The organism is Capnocytophaga stomatis, from assembly GCF_002302635.1.
Taxonomy (GTDB): domain Bacteria; phylum Bacteroidota; class Bacteroidia; order Flavobacteriales; family Flavobacteriaceae; genus Capnocytophaga; species Capnocytophaga stomatis.
On the sequence record NZ_CP022387.1, the window covers coordinates 2,139,444 to 2,160,640 of the forward strand.

Genomic DNA, 21,197 nt, shown 5'->3' on the forward strand with positions numbered 1-21,197 from the left:
TTTATAATTTTTGCAACAGATATTCCGTCATCTTTTGGTAAAGTTGCAAGCGTGTATATCCACCGTAAATGCCGTGGTCTTTATCCGGATAGATTAGCCAATCAAAATTCTTATTTAGCTGAATGAGTTGATTGATTAACACCATTGCGTTTTGAACGTGTACGTTGTCATCAGCTGTTCCGTGAATAAGTAAATAGTTTCCTTTCAGTTTTTTAGCGTGTATGATAGGCGAATTATTATCATACCCTGATGGGTTTTCTTGCGGAGTTTGCATAAATCGTTCCGTGTAAATGGTATCATAAAAACGCCACGAAGTCACCGGAGCTACCGCGATGGCTGTTTTAAATACATCACCGGCTTGAAACAAACAGTTAGAGGACATAAATCCTCCGAAACTCCAACCCCAAATCCCGATGCGGTTTTTATCAATATAGGGCTGTTCTGCAAAATAACGCGCTGCAAATATTTGGTCTTCTACCTCGTATTTTCCAAGTTCCTTGTAAGTACATTTCTTGAAGTCACTACCTTTATAACCCGTTCCGCGACCGTCCACACAAGCAACCAAATATCCTTCTTGCGTTAGAAGAAAATGCCAAAAATCATTGCTGTCAAACCATTTGTTGCTAACTTCTTGTGAACCCGGTCCCGAATATTGATACATTAATAGAGGATATTTTTTATTTGGGTCGAAATCCTTCGGTTTGATAATGTAGGCATTTAATTTTCCGTTAGGTGTACTTAATTCAAAGAATTCTTTTTTAGCCAAACGATATTGGGAAATGTTTTCACTGTATTTTGAATTATCTAAGATATCTTTTACCTTTTTCCCGTCTTTACTATTATTAAGTGTGTAGTGTGTTGGCTTAGTTACACTTGAAAATTGATTTATATATAATGAAAAATCAGGACTAAACGTAGCATTGTTAGTTCCTTCATCAGCGGAAAGCTGTTTTTTGTTTTTTCCATTAATAGAAATGCTGTAAATGCCTCTGTTTATCGATCCATTTTCAGTAGATTGGTAGAAAATAAGCCCACTTTTTGGGTCATATCCATAGCATTTGGTTACTTCCCAATTACCTTTTGTTATTTGTTTTTTTAATTTTCCATTTTTATCATAATGATAAATGTGATTAAAGCCATCTTTTTCAGAAGTAATTAAAAAACTGTTGTCAGTTAAGAAAATTAGATTGTCTGAAATATCTACATAAGTGTTGTTTTGTTCATTTACTACCGAATGAACTTGATTTGTCTGTGAGTTTATGAAATTTAGGTTAAAATTATTTTGATGTCTGTTGAGAGTTTGTATACTTAGTATATTTTTATCATTTGTCCATCGAAGGCGAGGTATATAATAGTATAAATCATCTTGTGCACTGAGTGAATTTTGTTTACTGGAGTGATTTAAACTTGTTGCAATGGGTGTGTTAAATGTTTTTTGAGAAGAAATATCGTAAATGTGTACAGAAACTTTTGAATTAGGTTCTCCGGCTTTTGGATATTTGAATACTTGTTGTGTAGGATAGAGTTCTTTTCTATAAATGTCCATTGAAAACTCTGGAACTTGGCTTTCATCAAATCGGATGTAGGCTAATTTTGTTCCATCAGCATTCCAATCAAATGCTCTCACAAAGCTGAATTCTTCTTCATATACCCAATCAGTTATTCCGTTGATAATTTTATTTTTCTTTCCATCGGAAGTAATTTGCGTGGTTTTGTTGGTTGTTATATTATATATGTACAAATTATTTTCATATGCATAAGCGATTTTATTTCCGTCGGGCGAAAAGGTTGGCTCTTGGATTTTATTTTCACTGATGAATATTCCTTGTTTCGTCTCCAAATTATAAAGATAATAGGACGCTACAAACGAACGTCGATAAATTTGTTCGGACTTTGAAGCGATAAGTAACCATTTTTCATCAGGACTGAAAGAGTAACTATCGATATTTAATAAAACCTCCTTATTGGTTGAATTGTTAAATAGTGTTTTTACTTTTTCGAGTGTTGTGAAATCATATAAATCAATCTGTTGCGAATTTGATTTTCGGTCGTAATTAAGTACTGTGTACTGATTTGTATTCTTCATTGCTGAAAGGTGAGTCATCCTCTGCGGATAAAATACGCCCTTTGCCCAAATGTCTTCCAATGTAATGGGTTTGTTTTGAGCAATTACTGAAATTGAAGAGATGAATAAAAATAACAAGGTAAAACAAAGTCTGTTTTTCATTTTAGTTTATATTAACGATTTAAACGGTCAATAATACTAATTTTTTCAATTCTATTCTAATTTTTTTAGTTATAAATGTAACATTGTCTGTGCTTTGTGTTGATATTTAATTATTTACAAACTGTTAAAGAAAGCAAAAAAATATTTTGATTTTTTTTGCATTTAGCTTTTGCAAAAAAAATGTATCTTTGTGACTTCTGAAGTAAATAATCGAAATACAAAAAATAATTTCAATATGAGAAAAAAAATTGTAGCAGGAAATTGGAAAATGAACAATGACCTGAAAAAGTCAACAGAATTAATTGCTGATTTATTAAAAAAATTACCTAAAACAGAAGCCGAGGTAATGGTGGCGCCTACTTTTGTAAATTTAATTCCGGCAATGGAAGCTGCAAAAGGAAGTGCTGTTGAAGTTATCGCTCAAAATATGCATTTTGCTGAAAATGGAGCTTATACAGGTGAAATTTCGGCTGAAATGTTAAAAAGTGTAGGCGTAAAAACGGTAATTTTAGGGCATTCTGAGCGTCGTGCTTACTTCAACGAAACTGACGAGTCACTTGCTAAAAAAGCAGACACAGCTTTGAAACACAACATCCGAATGGTATTTTGCATCGGAGAAGAGTTGGCTGACAGGAAAGCTAATAATCACTTCAAAGTAGTTGAAAATCAAATTAAAAACGGATTGTTCCACTTGCCTGCCGATGCTTGGAAAAACATCGTTTTGGCGTACGAGCCTGTTTGGGCAATCGGTACGGGAGAAACGGCTTCCCCTGAACAAGCTCAGGGAATGCACGCCTTTATCCGCAAAACACTTGCAGACAAATACGGAAAAGAAGTAGCTGACAGTGTTTCAATTCTTTATGGAGGAAGCGTAAAACCTGATAATGCCAAAGAAATTTTTGCAAAAGCAGATGTAGATGGCGGACTTATCGGTGGAGCATCACTCAAAGCCGATGACTTTATTGCAATTATTAACGGAATTTAATTTTTTTAAGGCAATAGGAATTAGGCAATAGGAGTTTTTAGAATTTAAGTTTTCAAGTGCCAAAATCCAAGTATTTAAAACTTGGCATTTGAAACTTGGATCTTAGAATCTTCAAAATTATTGCCTATTGCCTATTGCCTATTGCCTAACTATGCTACAAAACGATTTATTTTTAAAAGCCTTGAATGGCGAAACTGTGGAGCGTCCGCCGGTATGGATGATGCGTCAGGCGGGTAGGTACTTGCCGGAATTCAGAGCTTTACGTGATAAGTATGATTTCTTCACACGTTGCCGAGTACCTGAATTAGCCGCAGAAATCACTGTTCAACCTATTGATATTGTGGGAACTGATGCTGCTATTTTGTTTTCTGATATTTTGGTAGTTCCGCAAGCGATGAATATTGAAGTGGAAATGAAATCGGGGGTAGGTCCTTGGCTTCCAAATCCTGTTCGTTCTGCCAAAGATGTTGAAAATGTAATAGTTCCTGATATTCACGAGACTTTGGGTTATGTGATGGAAGGCATCAAGCTCACCAAACAAATGCTTGCCGGGCGTGTACCGCTTATCGGATTTGCAGGCTCTCCGTGGACGATTTTCTGCTATGTCGTAGAGGGAAAGGGCTCACGCGACTTCAACATTGCCAAGGAGTTATGTTTTACAGATTCACAAACAGCACATAAATTATTACAAAAAATTACGGATACAACCATTTTGTATCTGAAAGAAAAGGTTAAAGCAGGAGTAGATGCCGTGCAAATTTTTGACAGCTGGGGGGGAGTGCTTTCACCTGTTGATTATCAGGAGTTTTCTTGGAAATATATCAATCAAATTGTGGAAGCATTAGCACCACTTACCAAAGTAATTGTTTTCGGGAAAGGATGTTGGTTTGCACTCCCTGAAATGGCAAAATCCAAAGCGTCTGCACTTGGTGTGGACTGGACGTGTACACCGCAAAGAGCTCGCGAACTAACCGGAGGTAAAATTACTTTGCAGGGGAATTTTGACCCTTCACGATTGCTTTCTCCGCCTTCGGAAATCAAAAAAATGGTACATAAAATGATTGATGATTTTGGAAAAGATAGGTATGTAGTCAATTTGGGACATGGAATTTTGCCAAATATTCCCGTTGAAAACGCCAAAGCCTTTGTTGAGGCGGTGAAAAGTTATAAATCTTTTTAAATCAAATATATGAAAAAAGTTCTGCAGAAATTTTTGGATACCCTTCTTCGTGAAGCAACTCCCATAATGGGAAGCTTGAATAAAGGAGTAACCGATGCTGAGATAAGAACTTTTGAACAAGAAATGAATGTGAAGCTCCCAGAGGAAGTTAAAGAACTTTATAAAACTTTCAATGGGCAAAAAATGAAGGAGGAAAGTTCTGTTAGTTTTCTTAATAGTCAGTATTTTATCCCACTTGAAGAAGTAAAAAAGACACAAAACGAATGGCTTGAAAGGCTGAATTCCTCAGTTGAAAATTGGCAATCATTTGAATTTGATAAGGAAGAAGCAGAGGATTTTGGTTGGTACAAAAGAATTAAAAATCAGCTTTTTAATCCAAAGTGGATTCCTTTTTTAGCAGATGATGTGAGTTATGTTTTCATAGACCTTGACCCAGATGAAAAAGGGAAAGAAGGTCAGGTGGTGGAATTTGTATTGGACACGGAAAATGTGGAACATTCGTTTGTTGAACTAATGAATGACTCCTTGAAAGATTGGTTTAAGGATTTGATAGAAGAATTTGGAAATGAGGAACTTTCATACGATAAAGATATCAAAACTTTGACTTTTCAGAGTGAATGTGCTGATGAAATAATGAACAACATTTTTGCTCCAACTCCTGATTATGTGTCAGAAGGAGGTTCAAATGTGTACAGTTATGGCAAAGAAAACAGCAGTGATTTTGTATTTCCTGATCGCACTTGTGTGTATATGGATGAAATTTGTGAACACTTTAAGAAATACATAGGTGAGCCGGAAAGTGTTTTTCACGAAATTATGTCGGAATACGTACATATCGACGTACATTGGATTAAACCTACTGAAGAACGTCCATATCACGTACTTTTTACAACAGGAATGAGCGATTACCCGATGTATCTTCCTAAAGAATTAGAAAATCCGAACGAATTTAGCCACGCTGAATTAATGGTTTATCTTCCAAAGGATTGGAAAATAGATGAAAATAGTTTTGATGACGACAATTATTGGCCCATTTATTTTTTAAAAATGATTGCTCGTTTTCCGCATCAGTACAAAACGTGGATGGCAGAGGGGCATACAATACCCAATGGTCTTGAGGCTGAACCTATTGCCAATACTAATTTTGGTTGTATTTTGCTGATGCCTCCTTATTTGTCTGCTCCACAGGATTTTCTGAAATTGCAAACCAAAGATGAAACGACAATCAATTTCTATTGTATTTTGCCTCTTTATGTGGAGGAAATGGATTTGAAATTGGAAGAAGGTGTTGATGCTTTATTGGACTTATTCGATGAATACCAAATTAGTGAAGTTGTTGATATTGACAGGGAAAATGTAGCTGTTTAACAAAAATAAAAGCCAAAAATTTTATTTTTAGTAGAATTTTTGGCTCGTTTTTTATTGTTTTTTCAATATTTCGGAAAGAGTTCTCTTTGCCCTAAGTAAAGTTACTTTCACATTACTGTGTGACATATTGGTAATTTCGGCAATTTCCTTGTAAGATTTTTCTTGCAGATATCTGAGTTGTATCACAGTGCGATAAGGTTCTTTTAATTGTTTGATACACAGCAGTAATCTGTTCAGATTTTGTTCCATAATCAGGCTGTCCTCAGCGGTGGGTGATTCATCTACAATTGTTTTAGCCTCTTTTTCTTCCGAGGATGATGATTGTGTAAATTTCCGCTGTTGGCTTCTAATCATATCAATATGAACATTTTTGGAAATGGCAATGAGCCACGTTTTGAAAGAAAACTCCTCGCTGTACGTATCGATTTTGTCGAAAGCTTTGGCAAACGTCTGGATAACAACGTCTTCCACATCGTTTTCATCACCGATGCGTTTTTGCTGAAAGTTGTAAACATCTGTCCAAAAAACGTCAAGCAAGTAGCTGAAAGCCTTTTGGTTACCTTCTTTTGCTTCCTTAATTTTTTCGGATAATACGCTCTGATTGCTCAAAATATCCCGATTTTATTTCTTACAATCTTGCTCATCAGGCATTTTTCCGCAGAAACCGCAAGGCTCGCCCGTTTTATTCAAATGCGGATTTTGGCTGGCACAAGTTCCTGCGAATTTTCCTTCCTTTTTAGCCCAAATTTTGATAGCAATGCCCGCAAAACACAAAGCTAAAATTCCGATAGTTAATAATACTAATTTCATTTTAATTTAAATTATTTTTTTGAAAAACAAATAGTTGTAATAATTTCTTAAAAAAATTACTTCAAATCATAAAGCGAATTCACTGCTGCAACACGCTCGGTTGTGAATCCTTCTGCAAAATCCACGCCAATTAGTCGCCCGAGGTCTCTCGCCCGATAAGTAACGCTGTCCAAAAAGTTCTTATCGGAAATCGGGGTAGTTGGCTCGTTGCTGTTTGCATCGTAAAATTGGGTTTTGTAAGCCAGAACGGAAGCCAATTTTTTGTCCATAAATTCCGAGATATCTACCACAAAATCAGGCTCAATGTTCTTCCATTGGATGTAATGATAAACCACTTTGGGTCGCCACGCTTCTTGTTGCACTCCGTTTATTTCGGTTTCAATTTTCCGAAGTCCGCTTAAAAAACACGCGTCACTCACCAATTTACTCCCTTTGCCGTGGTCGATATGGCGGTCGTCAATAGCGTTACAAAGCACAATATCAGGACGATACTTCCGAATCATTTTAACGATTTCCAACTGATGAGCTTTATCATTAACAAAAAATCCGTCAGCAAATTTCAGATTTTTACGAACTTCAACTCCCAAGATTTTAGCTCCTTCTTCGGCTTCTTTTTTTCGGGTTTCGGCAGTGCCTCGCGTACCTAACTCGCCTTGTGTCAGGTCGATAATTCCTACTTTTTTGCCCAAAGAAGCTTCCTTTGCTACCGTTCCCGAGCAGCCCAATTCCACATCGTCAGGATGTGCCCCAAAGGCTAAAATATCTAATTTTAAACTCATATTATTTCTCAATCCAATCGATGATTTCTTTATCTTGTGGAGCAGTTTTTGGAGCAATTATCTTTTCCAATTTTCCATCTGTTCCGATGAGATATTTTTGAAAATTCCATTGTACTTCGGAATCCTCAACTCCATTTAATTTTTTGGAGGTCAGGAATTTATACAGAGGATGCGTATCATCTCCTTTTACAGAAATTTTCTCCATCATCGGGAAGCTTACACCGTAATTTATCTTGCAGAATTCGGCAATTTCGTTATTGTTTCCCGGTTCTTGCGATTTAAAATTATTTGCAGGAAACCCAATGATAATGAAGTTGTTATCCTTATATTTTTTATATAAAGCCTCCAAACCTTCGTATTGTGGAGTTAGCCCGCATTTGGAAGCCGTGTTCACAATCATCACCTTTTTTCCTTTCAGTTGCGAGAGAGCAAAATCGTCCCCATATATATCCTTCACAACAAATTGATATATAGTGTTTTCCGCTTTTTGTTGTGCATTTGAAAACCCAAATAGGCACAAAGCCAATATTGTAATTAATTTATTCATATTATTTTATTGATTTATAGTGAATTGATAATTTCTCTTGCTTTTTTTGTAACTTCCGATGCAGGATGTTGAGGCAACGTTTTTTCATCGAACAGTTGCAAGGCACTTTCTATTTTTTTGAGTCCTTCGGAATTTTGTTTTTTCTGAAATTCCTCACGTAAAATGTTTACTTTTTCATAAAACTGGATACCTTCCAACATTCGTTCAAAACGTATGGAACTTCTTCCCATCGGATAAGTCAAATAAGTATCGCCCGCTGCCCAAGCTCTGAAACGGCTGTCCAACAGAGGTTCTAACGTCCAGCTATTCAACGCCCAACGCAAATATCCGTCCAGATTATCTTTTGCTGCATACCACGCCAACCACTCGCTTTCGGCAGGTTTACTGAAAGTAAAAGTATTTGGGTAAGGCTCTGTACAGCAGGTATAATATGTGGTTACCTTGCCTTGTTTTTGCCTTTTTTCGAGGACTTTTTGTTCGTATTTTGTACTTAGCGGAACGCAATAATCATCAAGATAAGGTTCTAATTCCTGATGCCAATCTCCTGCCAAAGATATTTTAAAATTAGGGTCGGCATTTTTGATGATTTTCAGGGTTTTTTGCATCACTTCTTTGGGGCGTTCATCCATCGAAATGAAAGTTTTTTCAAACCAACCTTTTGCTTTCAGATGTTTGGCAAAAGCGGTGAGCATAGCTGTCCACATTTCCTCATATTGAGGTTCACCAGGCTGTGTTTTAACGCTTTGCAATTGATTGGTAGCTTGGTCGAAGTACTGGAAAGACAATTTCCAAGGAACCATTGAATAACAGTTGATTTGCTTGGTTATCCCCATTTGGTGCATAAATTCAACCCATTTGTCAAATACCGCAAAATCGAAATACCAAGAACCATCTAACTTCTTCATCCAAAGCACCATAGAATTGAAAGGGTCTTGTGTTTGTCCGCCCCAAGGTTCGTACATTATCGAAGCCGTGATAGACTTTCCACTGGCATCAGCATAAAGTTTCATTTCCTTTTTTAAATGTTCGAAATGAGCTTCAGACCAAGGAGTTACGTTGAAATAACGAGCAACTGCATACGGATTTTGCCATAAATCCAGATGATATTTCCAATTTTTGGGTTCAGGAAGTGTGCGTGCTAAAACTTGAACTTCAAAAGGTAATTTTTTTAGAATTTTCGTTTTGTTTTTTACAGTAATAAAGCCTTTATAGCTACCTTCTTTAGCGTTTTGAGGAATTTGAATTTTTATCCAAACTCCACGAGATGAGTGTTTTGCAATTTCCATTTTTTTTGCGTGATGGTCGAGTACATCGGCAACGAGGGTAGAATCAAAATCGGCAGATTTGCGATATCCACAACCTCCTTTACCGTCTTTATTGAGTTCATCAGTCATTACATAACGCACAAAAGCAGACTCAAAATGCTCTTTTCCGATTTTATTTTTGCCACTTTTCAAATCCGAAATTTCTACGGATATTTCAGCATCTTTATCTGCATTTGAAATCGCTATTTGAGCAGAAACACGTTCTCCTTTCCAAGCTTTTAGGCGTTTGGTTTGCTCCAAATTACTTGCAGGTTCTTCTTTTTTGTAACGAACATCCGTTGAGCCCCAACCAATGTTGATGCCTTTCACTGAAGCCCAATTTTGCGAATTGGTAGCCACCGGATTGGGTAATTCCACATATTTTTCGGTAGGAAAAGGTGCTTGACCGGTTTTCAAACCCGAACCCGTGATTCCTTCGGGAGTTTGGGCAAGTCCTGTTAATCCTGTTAAACTCAGTAGGATAAATGTGTTTAGTTTCATTTCTTCCAGATTTTTTAATCAACCGCAAATTTAAGTAAAAAAACAGAAGAAACAATAACTATTCAGGGATGATTTTCACTCGCATTGAACAAGAAAAGAAAAAGCCCATTTTGAAAAATGGGCTTTTTAGCTTAAAACTAACTAATTCGTTATGAAGAAAAATAACAACTGTTTCAAAATGAATACGAAAAGTAATCTTCATAATGGATTGCAAACGAAATATAAAAATTATATCACTTTTGCGATGACAAACAATATTACTAACAACACGGCAAAGGTATGTAAGTTTTTTAATTCTGCAAAATTAATTTAGATTTATTTTAAATAAAATATTTAATTTGTTGATTATAAGTATATTCCGCAAAATGAAATGTACCAAAATTCAAAATGAAATGTACATTTTTTCGGAATTTCAACACTACTGCAAATATATTCAAAAAACGCAAAAACACGGCTAAAATGCCGTGTTTTTTATTCCAATTCGTCTATAAATTTAATTAATCGTTCTTTGATGAGTTTGCGGTTACGTTGCCACTCAAAAGGCGTTACTCCTCTGTTATATGCGGGATAAGACTGTGAAGGCTTGTTATATCTAAACCGTTTACATAATGGAAAAATATAACGATACGTATCTACTTGAAACACTTAAACATCGCCCAGCAGAAACGCTAAATTATTACGCAAATACATTCCTTTACTATCCATTCGGGTAAAATTCATTTCGTGGCTAATTTCCCCCGTACGTTTGTTTTTGACAAAGGTTGTTTTGTGGTGTCCGTAATATTTAAAGTTCGCTGCCTTGTAAATCGTTCCGCAACCTAACCGCCCATCGGCAAAACTTTGTACGGCTACACAGTTCGGACAATCCTCACGTAACAGCTTCAACGATCGACTAATAAGTATCGTTTCGGCATTCTTACCCAGCTCATCATTTATCCACATTCTATTGAGTTCCAACATTTGAGCCTGCGGATTAGGGTGCGTAAAATGCCGTGCTTTCGGGTGCATCATATAGCCGTATACCGCCACGCCCAAACATTCATTTTCAGCCTCTTGCCCCTCTCGGAAAATGCCATAATTGAACAATCCGTGATTTGCTCCTAATTTCTTACTATAATGATTTTCAATGATTAAACTTTTTGCTTTTTCTTTGGAAATTCGCTTGATAACTAAATTCCCCATTCTGCTACTTTGTACAGTAATTCGTTTTATTTCATTCATTTTCAAATATTTTTCTCCATTGTCTATAAATCTCATCGACCAAATTCGCCATCATTACAGGCGGAACGCTCATTCCCAGTACATACTGCACAAATGAATACGCATCTGTACCAAAATGATAATCTAATGGAAACGACTGGCAACGAATTAGCTCGGTGTGGTTCATCTTGCGGGGTTCGCTGAAAAGCACCATTTTTGAACCGCTCGAAGCCGCCAATGTTGGCGGTGTTTTGTCGTCATAAATAAATTGTGCATTGAAGTTGCTATCTCGGTTTTCAATGCGTTTCAAAACGTCTGCATAGTTGCGGTCGCCGTGCTTTCGGTTGTTCCACACATTTCTATCGTGGTCGGTAAAACTTGCTGTGTTTTCGTTGGTTTTTATTGCTCCAAATGGAATAGTCGGCAAATCAAAATTCAGCTGTAAGTCGTTCACTTTCATTGCTAAATCTTTCCGAATAGCCACAAAAAACACCCGTTCACGTCGTTGCGGAACACCCATTTTTGAAGCGTCTAACAAATGGTAATTGACCTTGTAACCTGCTTGGTCAAACTCCCGTAAAATCCGCTCGGTATAGGCTTTCGCCTTGCCTTGTAAAATGCCTTTCACGTTTTCGGCAATTACGATTTTCGGCTGTAATTTTTCCGCAAGTGCAATAAAATCAAAGAAAAGCGTGTCAAGCACCTGCTTTTTCTGACCTTCTCTAAAAACTTTTTCTTTGCCCCAATCTGCCTCCCGATTTCCTGAAACAGAAAACGAACCGCAAGGCGGCGAACCGTCCAAAATATCAAGGTTGTAAAGTTCTTCGGGGTATTCGTTCCAACTGACAAAATCCTGCATCGCCTCGACAAATTGATATTTGGGCTGATGATTTTTGACGTACAAGTTTGCCATTCGTGGGTCGATTTCATTAAAGCCAATCACGTCAAAACCAGCCAATTTATAACCCATAGTCGAACCGCCTCCACAGGCAAAACAACTAAATACTTTGCCTTTATTTTTAGTAAAATTTGAGTCTGATAAGTTCCAGTTATAGTGATATTTCATAATTTTTTGTATATTTGCAATCCCCAACTTTTTTAAACAAAAAAAGCAAGAAGCATCAGAAGACATTTTGTCCTCCGTAGCTTCTTGCTCGTGTTTTTAATTAAAAGTTGGGGAACTTTTTAAAAAGCGGAGGACATTTTTTATCCTCCTAAAATCCTTTTTTTACTTGCATACTTATAGCTATGTATAAGCGGACAAGGGCGAATTATAAGGCTCGTTTCCCTACCATTTAAATCATTTTTAAAAGCCGTTTAAATCGTCCGAAAACGTTCAATCGCCATTGCAAAAATGCCAAAACCAAAATTATGATGCCTGCGACAAACATCGTAAAATAAAGCCAACGAAACGGGCTCGTTTTCACTTCTTTTGTTTTGCTAAACGATTTATTTTCAGTGATTTTTTGCGTATTTTCAGCCGTACGGACACTCGTGCTATTTACTTGTAACGTGTCTTTTTTAACGGAAGACATATATGTCTTCCCTACGGATTTTAACTTGACTTTTCCGCCTCGCACGATAATTTCCGAGTGGGTGCGACCCACAGCGTTGTTTTGTTTGCCCCTGCTCGTAGCAGGTCGGGAAAAATCACTAAATTTGCGGTCTCAATCTTAAATTTAGTTATATGGATTTTAATCTTTTCAACTCTTGGCTTATAAATACCTATGGCTTTGATGCTTTGGAAAATGACTTTTTTGAAAAAGCCCTTGCTAATGCTTACAGAGAATTTTCGTTATTAACAGATGCCAATGAATTTACTCCTGCCCTTTTTGCTGATTTTCTTCAAACATATACGTCTTATTTAAGGCTTCTATTACCACTGATACCACTTCCCCTTTCAAGTCAAGCAGTGAATATTGAGGGTATTTGTCTGAATGATTTTTCTCATTGCAAGAACGAACTACAACAGAAAATTCTTTTATTAGATGCTCAATTGTAAGGCTTTTATTTAGCCCTTTTATTTCCTCTTGCACTACTTCTCGTATCACCGGTGCGAGAAGTTTTTTTAAGATTTTTTTCATTGCTCTATTTTTTGAGTTCGTCAATCATTTGTTGGAGTTCACTGCCCAGTTGCTTTTTGTTGGAAAGAGCCTTGTTGTACAACGCTTTAACAATATCGGCACGGAAATTATCATAACGCATTACATTCTTTACTTGGTTCATAGCAAAACCATTTTCTCGGCAAACTTCCGTGATATCGCCTCTGCGTAAATGCTCTCGAATAAGGTCAATAAGCTCCATTCGTTGTTTTTGCTGTATTTGGCGTTGGCTTCGTTGCTCTATTTGAAGCGTTTTACTGCGTTGCTGTTTTTCAACCTCAATAAAATAACGACGTGCCAACTTGCCCTTTTCGTTTCGCTCCACCATCGAAAGCTCTTTTGCCATATCTATACTAATGGCGTATTCTTTTAATGGTCGTCCGCCTTCGGGGTTTTTTCCATTTTTGGAAAAAACTACATAGTCTTGATTTTCAATAAATCCGTATTGCTCAATACGCTCATTTATCCAAGCTCCAAATACTTTTCCTACTTCTAAAAATTCGTGCAATTCTCTTGCATTTACGGCTCTCTGTCCGTTTTGTTCTGTAATTGTGATTAATTCTTGCATAACTTATTGATTTTGATATTCTTTCTTTAATTCCTCCCGTTGCTTAATGATTTTGTAGAGTATCATTACGGCTTTTTCTGTTTTTCTATAAATCTGCATTCTTGCCGCATCTGTATTCACTCCCAACACATTAGCAAGTGTTTGATAATCCCCTGTTTGTCTTTTTTGTTCGCAAAAGCGAACAATCTCATTAAAATCTTGTACCTTTGTCTCCATTGTTTCTATGTTTTAACGTTGCAAAGACAGATAAAAAAATATCTAATAAACAAGAAAATGGATAAAAAAATATCTTACATAAAAGAAAGGATTTTAGAAATATCTGATTATAAATGTATTAGCAAAGAAAAATTTATTGAAAATTTTGGAATGACTTATGGAAATTTCAAAGGAAAACAGAAATTAACTTCTCTTAATTCGGATTTTTTAGATAAAATTTTATCTGAAATTCCTGAAATAAATGCTGAATGGTTGCTTACGGGCAATGGTTCAATGCTTAAAAATGAGCAAAACCAGCCATCGGCAGGACCAGTAAATGATAAGTACGTAGCTATGTTGGAGAAAAATAACGCTTCATTAGAAAAAATAAACGCACTGCAAGAGGAAAAAATCGCCAAATTAGAAGCTGAAATACAGGCGTTAAAGTCAGCTCAAAGTGTAGCAGTCAATCAATTCAACCAACCAAGCCAAGCAAAATCGCTCGTTCAGCCACAACGTTAATTATTGCCCAGCTTGTGGGTATAATAGTTCCAATTCAGGTAAGGCGTAACCAAATAAAATGTACAGTTTTCGGTGCAAACGCCTTGTTATATATCAATATAAAATATAAATATTTAAAAATCAATATTTTATGTGTTTTAACTATCAAAAATAATGTCGTTACACCCTGCGTTAAGGGGTTGTTTTAGCGGTTTCATAGGTTAAACGTGTCGTTACACCCTGTTTTAAGGGTTATTTTTTTCGTTTTTTTGTCCACCTAAACGTCCACCTAAACATCCACCTAATGCGTTTTTTTGTGTTTTTCGGGGTGGGGTGGTATCATTTTCGTGAGCCCACGCAAATGGTCTGTCGGCGGGTTTCAAAGCAGTGGTTTCAGCACATAAAAAAAGCCCCAAAGGGCTTGTTTTATAAGGGGTTTAGCTCTTTTGGGGCATATTGCCTTGTGTCAATTACGGTAGGGCTTCAATACGGGGCTTTTTGGCTTAAAAATCTTTCGGTAGAATTACGCATAATTACGGTAGTTGCACATTTCTTTTGTCGTTGAAAATCGGGCTTTTTTGGTTGTAACTTCTTTATTTTCAAGATTTTTACAGGCTTTTTTTGTTAGTGTGGTTTTGTACTTTTTATATTACTGCCCATATAAGTTGTTTATTTTCTTGGTGGATTTGAGGGTTATATGAGTTAAATGCGGCTCGTGAATATATTTTGACTTTCTTTTTGATTTTTAAACATTCTGTTTGAAAGAAAATTTAACTTTTGCTTACCTTTGCACAATGGAATTTTCGTCAAAACTTTTAGAAAATGCAGTTTATGAAATTGCACAATTGCCCGGTATTGGGAAGCGAACTGCATTACGTCTTGCATTACATCTGTTAAAACAACCTGAAGAACAATCTGTTAGAATGGCAAATGCGATACTAAATTTGCGTACAAACATTCAGTATTGTAATAATTGTCATAATATTTCAGATGTTGATATTTGTGAAATTTGTAGCAATCCCAGCAGAAATACAGGAGTTATTTGCGTAGTGGAGGACTTTCGTGATGTGATGGCTATTGAAAATACAGGGCAGTTTTTTGGTCAGTATCACGTTTTGGGAGGGAAGATTTCTCCCATTGATGGAGTAGGTCCTTCAAATTTGAATATCAGTTCTTTAGTGAAAAAAGTAGAGGAAGGCAATGTAAAAGAACTCATCTTTGCACTGAGCAATACGATGGAAGGAGATACGACAAACTTCTACATTTTCAGGCAAATAGAACGATACGATATCACTGTTTCAACCATAGCAAGAGGTATTTCGGTGGGTGGTGAATTGGAATATGCCGATGAAGTTACTTTGGGAAGAAGCATCACGCAAAGAGTCCCTTTTGAGCACTCTTTAAAAAGTTGAAAATGAAAAAGTCAATTTCCAAAAATAAAAATTTTAGTATTATTTAATGCTCAAAAATATTTAATTTGAATTTTTTTTGTATCTTTGGGCATATTTTGTGTATATTTTTAAAAACCGATTGGTGTAAGAGCTAATCTCTAAATAACTACAATTAAGAAATGGCTAAATACGAATTAAGATTACCCAAAATGGGGGAAAGTGTTGCAGAGGCAACCGTTACGAATTGGTTAAAAAAAGTAGGAGAAACTATTGAGGCAGAGGAAGGAGTTGTTGAAGTTTCTACAGATAAGGTAGATACGGAGGTAATTTCGGAAGTCTCAGGAGTGCTTGTTGAGATTTGTATTCAAGTTGACCAAGTGGTAAAAGTTGGTGAAGTTATGGCTATTCTTGAAACAGAAGCGGTTCAAGATGCAAAGCAAGAAGCAAAAACTGAAACTACAGCAAAAGCAATAGAAAAAGAAATTGCTGAAATAAAGGAAACAACACTGCAAAATGCTGAATCTTCAAAAGTTCAGTGCTCAAATACAGAACGTTTCTATTCTCCTCTGGTAAAAAGTATCGCTAAAAGAGAAGGAATTTCGTTGCAGGAATTGGATAAAATTAAAGGAACCGGAGTAGATAATCGGGTTACAAAACAAGATATGCTTGATTATTTGGAAAACAGAGCAAGTGCTCCATCTGAATTGACACAAAAGGTGGTTCAAGTTCCTCTTCTTCAACCTGAAATTTCTGCCGAAAGAAAAGCCGAATTAATAGGAAAAGGCGATGAACTGATTGAAATGTCACGAATGGGCAAACTCATCGCGGAACATATGACACGTAGTAAGCATACTTCACCTCACGTTCAGAGTTTTATTGAGGTTGATATGACTCGAGTTTGGCATTGGCGTAACAAAGCAAAAAAAGCTTTTGAGGCACGTGAAGGAGAAAAATTCACGTTCACACCTATATTTATGGAAGCAGTTGCCAAGGCATTGCTCGCATTTCCGATGATGAACATATCAGTTGAAGGAACAACTATCATCAAAAAGAAAAGCATAAATATTGGTATGGCCACGGCTTTGCCTGACGGAAACCTTATCGTTCCTGTAATCAAAAATGCCGACCAGCTAAGCTTGAGAGGTATGGCGAAGATAGTCAATGACTTAGCATCGCGTGCCAGAGCGGGTCAATTGTCTCCTGATGATATAACAGACGGAACTTACACAGTTACAAATATCGGTTCATTCGGGACTTTGTTCGGCACTCCGATTATCAATCAGCCACAAGTAGGAATTTTGGCTGTTGGTGCAATCCAAAAAGTTCCAGCCGTTGTTGAAACTCCCGAAGGTGACGTGATAGGAATCCGTTACAAAATGATGCTGTCTCATAGCTATGACCATCGTGTTGTAAATGGTGCTTTAGGAGGAATGTTTGTACAGTTTGTGGCGAAATATCTTGAAAATTGGGATGTAAACAGAGAATTATAATCATTCTAAATTTCCGAGTTTATTGCACTTTTACACCTCAAGATACAATCATTATATTTAAAAAATAACGTATCTTTGCCCCCATAATTAAAAAAACGAGAAAACTATAGATTTATGGCGATAAAGATTACTGATGATTGTATAAATTGTGGTGCCTGCGAGCCTGAATGTCCTAATAATGCTATTTATGAAGGAGCAGATGATTGGCGTTATAGCGACGGAACGGCTTTGAAAGGAGAGATAGTTTTGCCCAATGGAAAGCAGTTGAACGCAGATGAAGTACAAGAGCCTGTTAGCGATGATTTTTATTTTATCGTAACTGACAAATGTACGGAGTGTATAGGATTTCACGAAGAGCCACAGTGTGCGGCTGTTTGTCCAGTGGATTGTTGCATTCCCGATGAAGACAATCAAGAAACAACGGAAGAACTTGAGGCAAAGAAAAAATTCTTGCATAACGAGGAATAAAAGTGGGAAACAAAATAAAAAAACCTCCAATTTTTGAAATTCAAAGGTTGGAGGTTTTGCTTGTTAATGAGTGATTATTTTTAGAAGTGTGATATCAAAAAAAATTGCTTTCCGAAAAATAAATTATATCTTTGTGATGCAAAATCAACTGATTTCGAAGCGAAATTAATAAAATAATTCTCGAACTAATGGTCAATAAACGTTTGTTAATAAAGAATTTGTTAGGGCATAGTGATGAAAATAGTTTCTATGACCGAAAGCGTTTTATTGACCTAAACAGCCGAGAAGGAAAAGCAAAGTTTTTGAAGATAATTTGTGCTTTGGCAAATTCTAATCCGTATAATAAAGCATTCATTATCATAGGAGTAGAAGATGAGTCACGTGAAATAGTGGGGGTGGATTTTTTTGATGATAGTCGCATTCAAAATTTGATTAATTCCTATTTACACAACGCCCCTTCAATCACTTACGAAAATATTATTTTCCCCGATTTGCCAAATGACAAAGTGGTAGGATTGGTGACTGTTACCTCATCACAGAAAATTTGCTCTCTTTCCAAAGGCATATGGAAATACTCAAAAGACACGATTTTTAAAAGAGAAGGAAGCAATAGCAAAATACAAAATGTTGATTTTGAGCTGAAAGACTCTAATTCTGAGATAGTTCAGCAAATTGAAAAAACATCAAGCAATAACATTCAACACACTTTAGACGGAGTAATTAATTTCATAAATCATCGCCATAAAGATTTAGAATCACATTATCAGGTTTTTAGAGAACAATTTGTACTTTGTTGGGCAGGGAAACCTAAACTTGTCAATGGGAAAAAGATGTATTCTAGAGTTGATATTGAGCTTATTAATGAGCAAGTTCGTCTGTTTTTTTCTAATCTTGATAAAGTTGAAATTCGCGTTGAAGAAAATACGTTTTCTATAATAGAATATATTCAGTTAGGTATTGAAAATCAGAAGGATTATCATCCTCTGGAGATTGTTCAAATTGATTTTTCAAATAACGGAACTTATAAAATAGAACAGGAACTCATTTTTTCGCCACCCATTTATGACGAGAAGAAAATATGCGATGTATGGAGTAAAAACCGAGCTATTTTAGAGAAGATAATTAATGATAACCCTCTGACGGAAGAGGAATTAAAAGAAATTCCAACGCTGCCTTCAATATGTTTGGAATGTTATTTGAACGGGCATTTGGAGGTGAAAGAATTTTTGGAAGAAGTACGACCGAAATTAAAAGAGATTGACAGAGAGGCATATAGCTCACTGAAAGAAACATTAAGAATATTACGAAAATTAAAATACAATCGTTGATGAAGAAACCAGCTGCTAACTCCCGACGAACTTTAGTTGTCGGAGATATTCACGGGGCTTACAAGGCTCTGGTTCAGGTACTTGAAAGAGTGAAAATAAGAAAAAATGACTTTTTCATATTTTTAGGAGACTATTCGGATGGTTGGAGCCAAACTCCTGAGGTACTTGACTTCTTGTTACAATTCAAAAGGCATTATAATTGCTTGTTTATCAGGGGAAATCACGATGCTCTTTGTCTTGAATTTTTGCAAGGAGCTTCAATGGAAAAGATGTGGTATTATCACGGAGGAGATGCTACGGAGAAAGCCTACCAAAATATTTCGGATGAAGTAAAGCAAAGGCATATCAAGTTTCTTTCGGATTTAGAAAATTATTATTTGGACAGTAAAAATCGGTTATTCGTTCACGCAGGATTTACCAATCTCAGAGGGGTTGATTTTGAGTACTTTCCTGAAATGTTCTATTGGGACAGAACTCTTTGGGAATTAGCGACATCGGTGAAAACTTCGCCCGAAGATAGCAAATACCCCAGTCGCTTGTTGCTATATTCGGAAACATTCATAGGGCATACGCCAACAACTCGCTCAGGAACTGATAAACCGATGACAGCCAATAATGTATGGAACGTGGATACAGGAGCTGCATTCAAAGGAAGAATTTCAATTATGGATATTGATACCAAAGAATATTGGCAAAGCGACCCTGTTTTTGAACTTTATCCAGATGAAAAGGGAAGAAATAAGTAATGATTTGCTAATTACTCAAAGTTTTTACCTGAAATCATCTTCTTGAAAATTAATCAAATATACTTTTTGAACGGCACGGGTTAGTGAGGTATAAAGCCAACGTAGGTAGCTTTCATCAATTCCGTTTGGGAGGTAAGGTTTCTCAATGAAAACAACGTCCCACTGTCCTCCTTGGCTTTTATGACAGGTGATAGCGTACGAAAATTTGACTTGTAAAGCATTGAAAAAAGGATTTTCTTTAACTTTTAAGTACTTTTTGTATGCGGAAGTTTCTTCTTCATAATCAAGTAAAACTTCTTCATAAAGGCGATTACTTTCCTGATAGGTAAGTGACGGATTTTCAGATTCAAGAGTATCTAAGAGAAGAACCGTGTCAAACGGAGGATGATTCGGGTAATCAACAAGTTGTACTTTGGCTTCAGCAAACCGAAATCCATATAATTCCCGAAAAGCATAGATTTGAAGAACCTCCAGAGTGTCGCCATTGGCAATGAAACTTACTTCAGGTGAATCCTTTAGCCAGTAATAATTATTTTTCACAACCATAAGCAAATCTCCTGCGGAAAGGTCGTTTTCGTTATCCAAAATTACCCTTCGGATTTGCTTGTTGTAAAGCACAGCTCTTTTATTCGAGCGGACAATAATTGCAGTCTGTTCCGAGCCATAATAGGAATATGAATTTTCTATAGCTTCCTGAATTTCAGTTCCTTCGGTTAGCCGAACAATATCTTTGAAGTTTTTGATATTGAATTTGAAATTTTTTTGGAAGGAAAAATTAAAAAGAAGCTCTCTGATTTTTGTGGCATTGTATAAAATTCCGGATTTCTTTTCTTGTCTAACAACCTCATTAAGCTCAATATGAGATACTTCCTTATTGTATCGAACCTCCAAATTTCGAATATCCAACGCAGGGCTGTAATCGGAGTTAACAGGCGGTAACTGAGCAGAATCTCCCATCAATAATAGTTTACAGCCTTTTCCGGAATAGACATACGTTATGAGATTATCCAAAAGAGAATTCTGTTCAAAGGAATGTTCGCTGCTATCCGCAATCATTGAGGCTTCATCTACAATAAATAAGGTATTTCTGAATTTATTGACTTTCAGCGTAAAAGAAAATTCGCCTCCATTTGTTTTCGGAAAATAAATGTGCTTATGAATGGTGAAAGCTTGTTGTTTTGCAAGATTGGACATTACCTTCGAGGCTCGCCCGGTAGGTGCAAGAAGAACGGCTTTATGCCCGATTGAAGGCAAGTTTTGTATCAAACAATTGATAATCGAAGTTTTTCCTGTTCCTGCAAATCCTTTGAGCAAAAATAGTTTTTCGGAAGAATTTTCACTTAATAAAAATTCACTAAGAAGTTGCAAAGCAATGTTTTGAGATGCCGTGGGAGTATGAGGAAAGACCTTTAAAAGTCCGTTGAAAAAGGTATTTTTATCCATTGATGAATCCATAGAGATGCCAAAAATATAATTTTTTTTGTCAAAAAGCTTTTTTGAATAAAAA

23 protein-coding genes are annotated in these 21,197 nt (G+C 36.3%); 10 read left to right on the forward strand and 13 right to left on the reverse strand.

Features of this window, described 5'->3' with window-relative positions; genetic code table 11:
• Nucleotide 1: 1 nt before the first annotated feature.
• On the reverse strand, nucleotides 2-2,227 hold the full coding sequence (locus tag CGC58_RS09480; RefSeq protein WP_095896491.1) for a S9 family peptidase: 2,226 nt from the start codon (nucleotides 2,225-2,227) through the stop codon (nucleotides 2-4).
• A gap of 235 nt (nucleotides 2,228-2,462) precedes the next feature.
• Here CGC58_RS09480 and tpiA point away from each other — a divergent pair, with 235 nt between their 5' ends.
• From tpiA to CGC58_RS09495, 3 genes are all read left to right on the forward strand, one after another.
• Complete coding sequence (gene tpiA / locus CGC58_RS09485) at nucleotides 2,463-3,212, forward strand: triose-phosphate isomerase (protein ID WP_095897194.1); 750 nt, start codon at nucleotides 2,463-2,465, stop codon at nucleotides 3,210-3,212.
• 151 nt (nucleotides 3,213-3,363) lie between these two features.
• Nucleotides 3,364-4,392 (forward strand): uroporphyrinogen decarboxylase, encoded by a 1,029-nt coding sequence (gene hemE, locus CGC58_RS09490; protein WP_095896492.1) that lies wholly within the window; start codon nucleotides 3,364-3,366, stop codon nucleotides 4,390-4,392.
• Nucleotides 4,393-4,401: 9 nt separating this feature from the next.
• The gene (locus tag CGC58_RS09495; protein ID WP_095896493.1) at nucleotides 4,402-5,760 is read left to right on the forward strand and encodes a suppressor of fused domain protein; all 1,359 of its coding nucleotides are present in this window, start codon (nucleotides 4,402-4,404) and stop codon (nucleotides 5,758-5,760) included.
• A 51-nt stretch (nucleotides 5,761-5,811) separates the two neighbouring features.
• Here CGC58_RS09495 and CGC58_RS09500 read toward each other — a convergent pair whose 3' ends face one another.
• The 8 genes from CGC58_RS09500 to CGC58_RS09535 all read right to left on the reverse strand — a co-directional run bounded on the left by CGC58_RS09500 (nucleotide 5,812) and on the right by CGC58_RS09535 (nucleotide 12,508).
• Complete coding sequence (locus CGC58_RS09500; protein ID WP_095896494.1) at nucleotides 5,812-6,369, reverse strand: RNA polymerase sigma factor; 558 nt, start codon at nucleotides 6,367-6,369, stop codon at nucleotides 5,812-5,814.
• 12 nt (nucleotides 6,370-6,381) lie between these two features.
• Nucleotides 6,382-6,570 carry a membrane or secreted protein gene (locus CGC58_RS09505; protein ID WP_095896495.1) on the reverse strand — a complete coding sequence of 63 codons (189 nt, stop codon included), beginning with the start codon at nucleotides 6,568-6,570 and terminating at the stop codon, nucleotides 6,382-6,384.
• Nucleotides 6,571-6,626: 56 nt separating this feature from the next.
• Nucleotides 6,627-7,349 carry a bacillithiol biosynthesis deacetylase BshB1 gene (gene bshB1, locus CGC58_RS09510; protein ID WP_095896496.1) on the reverse strand — a complete coding sequence of 241 codons (723 nt, stop codon included), beginning with the start codon at nucleotides 7,347-7,349 and terminating at the stop codon, nucleotides 6,627-6,629.
• Between the two features lies 1 nt (nucleotide 7,350).
• Nucleotides 7,351-7,896, reverse strand: a complete 546-nt coding sequence (locus CGC58_RS09515; protein WP_095896497.1) for a glutathione peroxidase — start codon at nucleotides 7,894-7,896, stop codon at nucleotides 7,351-7,353.
• Between the two features lie 14 nt (nucleotides 7,897-7,910).
• Nucleotides 7,911-9,701, reverse strand: coding sequence for a DUF4091 domain-containing protein (locus CGC58_RS09520; protein WP_095896498.1), 1,791 nt, complete (start codon nucleotides 9,699-9,701; stop codon nucleotides 7,911-7,913).
• 645 nt (nucleotides 9,702-10,346) lie between these two features.
• Nucleotides 10,347-10,922, reverse strand: coding sequence for a Mom family adenine methylcarbamoylation protein (locus CGC58_RS09525; RefSeq protein WP_232748825.1), 576 nt, complete (start codon nucleotides 10,920-10,922; stop codon nucleotides 10,347-10,349).
• Entirely contained in the window at nucleotides 10,915-11,967 is a 1,053-nt protein-coding gene (locus CGC58_RS09530; protein WP_095897195.1) for a DNA cytosine methyltransferase, read from the reverse strand. Before CGC58_RS09530 ends, CGC58_RS09525 begins: the two co-directional genes overlap by 8 nt.
• Before the next feature lie 229 nt (nucleotides 11,968-12,196).
• Nucleotides 12,197-12,508: a hypothetical protein gene (locus CGC58_RS09535; protein WP_157909247.1), complete on the reverse strand. Its 312-nt coding sequence runs from the start codon at nucleotides 12,506-12,508 to the stop codon at nucleotides 12,197-12,199.
• Between the two features lie 80 nt (nucleotides 12,509-12,588).
• Between CGC58_RS09535 and CGC58_RS12720 the strand changes: the two genes are divergently transcribed.
• Complete coding sequence (locus CGC58_RS12720; RefSeq protein ID WP_157909248.1) at nucleotides 12,589-12,903, forward strand: hypothetical protein; 315 nt, start codon at nucleotides 12,589-12,591, stop codon at nucleotides 12,901-12,903.
• Between the two features lie 86 nt (nucleotides 12,904-12,989).
• Here CGC58_RS12720 and CGC58_RS09545 read toward each other — a convergent pair whose 3' ends face one another.
• Both CGC58_RS09545 and CGC58_RS09550 read right to left on the reverse strand, forming a co-directional pair.
• Nucleotides 12,990-13,571, reverse strand: coding sequence for an antA/AntB antirepressor family protein (locus tag CGC58_RS09545; RefSeq protein ID WP_095896501.1), 582 nt, complete (start codon nucleotides 13,569-13,571; stop codon nucleotides 12,990-12,992).
• 3 nt (nucleotides 13,572-13,574) lie between these two features.
• Nucleotides 13,575-13,787: a hypothetical protein gene (locus CGC58_RS09550; RefSeq protein WP_095896502.1), complete on the reverse strand. Its 213-nt coding sequence runs from the start codon at nucleotides 13,785-13,787 to the stop codon at nucleotides 13,575-13,577.
• A 57-nt stretch (nucleotides 13,788-13,844) separates the two neighbouring features.
• Here CGC58_RS09550 and CGC58_RS09555 point away from each other — a divergent pair, with 57 nt between their 5' ends.
• Nucleotides 13,845-14,288 (forward strand): hypothetical protein, encoded by a 444-nt coding sequence (locus tag CGC58_RS09555; protein WP_095896503.1) that lies wholly within the window; start codon nucleotides 13,845-13,847, stop codon nucleotides 14,286-14,288.
• 224 nt (nucleotides 14,289-14,512) lie between these two features.
• Here the strand turns inward: CGC58_RS09555 and CGC58_RS12725 are convergent, their stop codons facing one another.
• Entirely contained in the window at nucleotides 14,513-14,683 is a 171-nt protein-coding gene (locus tag CGC58_RS12725; RefSeq protein ID WP_157909249.1) for a hypothetical protein, read from the reverse strand.
• Nucleotides 14,684-15,061: 378 nt separating this feature from the next.
• Here CGC58_RS12725 and recR point away from each other — a divergent pair, with 378 nt between their 5' ends.
• The 5 genes from recR to CGC58_RS09585 all read left to right on the forward strand — a co-directional run bounded on the left by recR (nucleotide 15,062) and on the right by CGC58_RS09585 (nucleotide 19,690).
• Nucleotides 15,062-15,679: a recombination mediator RecR gene (recR, locus tag CGC58_RS09565; protein WP_095896505.1), complete on the forward strand. Its 618-nt coding sequence runs from the start codon at nucleotides 15,062-15,064 to the stop codon at nucleotides 15,677-15,679.
• Between the two features lie 158 nt (nucleotides 15,680-15,837).
• Nucleotides 15,838-17,148 (forward strand): dihydrolipoamide acetyltransferase family protein, encoded by a 1,311-nt coding sequence (locus CGC58_RS09570; protein ID WP_095896506.1) that lies wholly within the window; start codon nucleotides 15,838-15,840, stop codon nucleotides 17,146-17,148.
• Nucleotides 17,149-17,262: 114 nt separating this feature from the next.
• Complete coding sequence (locus CGC58_RS09575; protein WP_095896507.1) at nucleotides 17,263-17,616, forward strand: 4Fe-4S binding protein; 354 nt, start codon at nucleotides 17,263-17,265, stop codon at nucleotides 17,614-17,616.
• Nucleotides 17,617-17,804: 188 nt separating this feature from the next.
• Nucleotides 17,805-18,944, forward strand: a complete 1,140-nt coding sequence (locus CGC58_RS09580) for an ATP-binding protein (RefSeq protein WP_095896508.1) — start codon at nucleotides 17,805-17,807, stop codon at nucleotides 18,942-18,944.
• On the forward strand, nucleotides 18,944-19,690 hold the full coding sequence (locus CGC58_RS09585; RefSeq protein WP_095896509.1) for a metallophosphoesterase: 747 nt from the start codon (nucleotides 18,944-18,946) through the stop codon (nucleotides 19,688-19,690). The genes CGC58_RS09580 and CGC58_RS09585 overlap by 1 nt, the downstream gene beginning before the upstream one ends.
• A 24-nt stretch (nucleotides 19,691-19,714) precedes the next feature.
• Here the strand turns inward: CGC58_RS09585 and CGC58_RS09590 are convergent, their stop codons facing one another.
• On the reverse strand, nucleotides 19,715-21,133 hold the full coding sequence (locus CGC58_RS09590) for an ATP-dependent DNA helicase (protein WP_095897196.1): 1,419 nt from the start codon (nucleotides 21,131-21,133) through the stop codon (nucleotides 19,715-19,717).
• Nucleotides 21,134-21,197 lie beyond the last annotated feature (64 nt).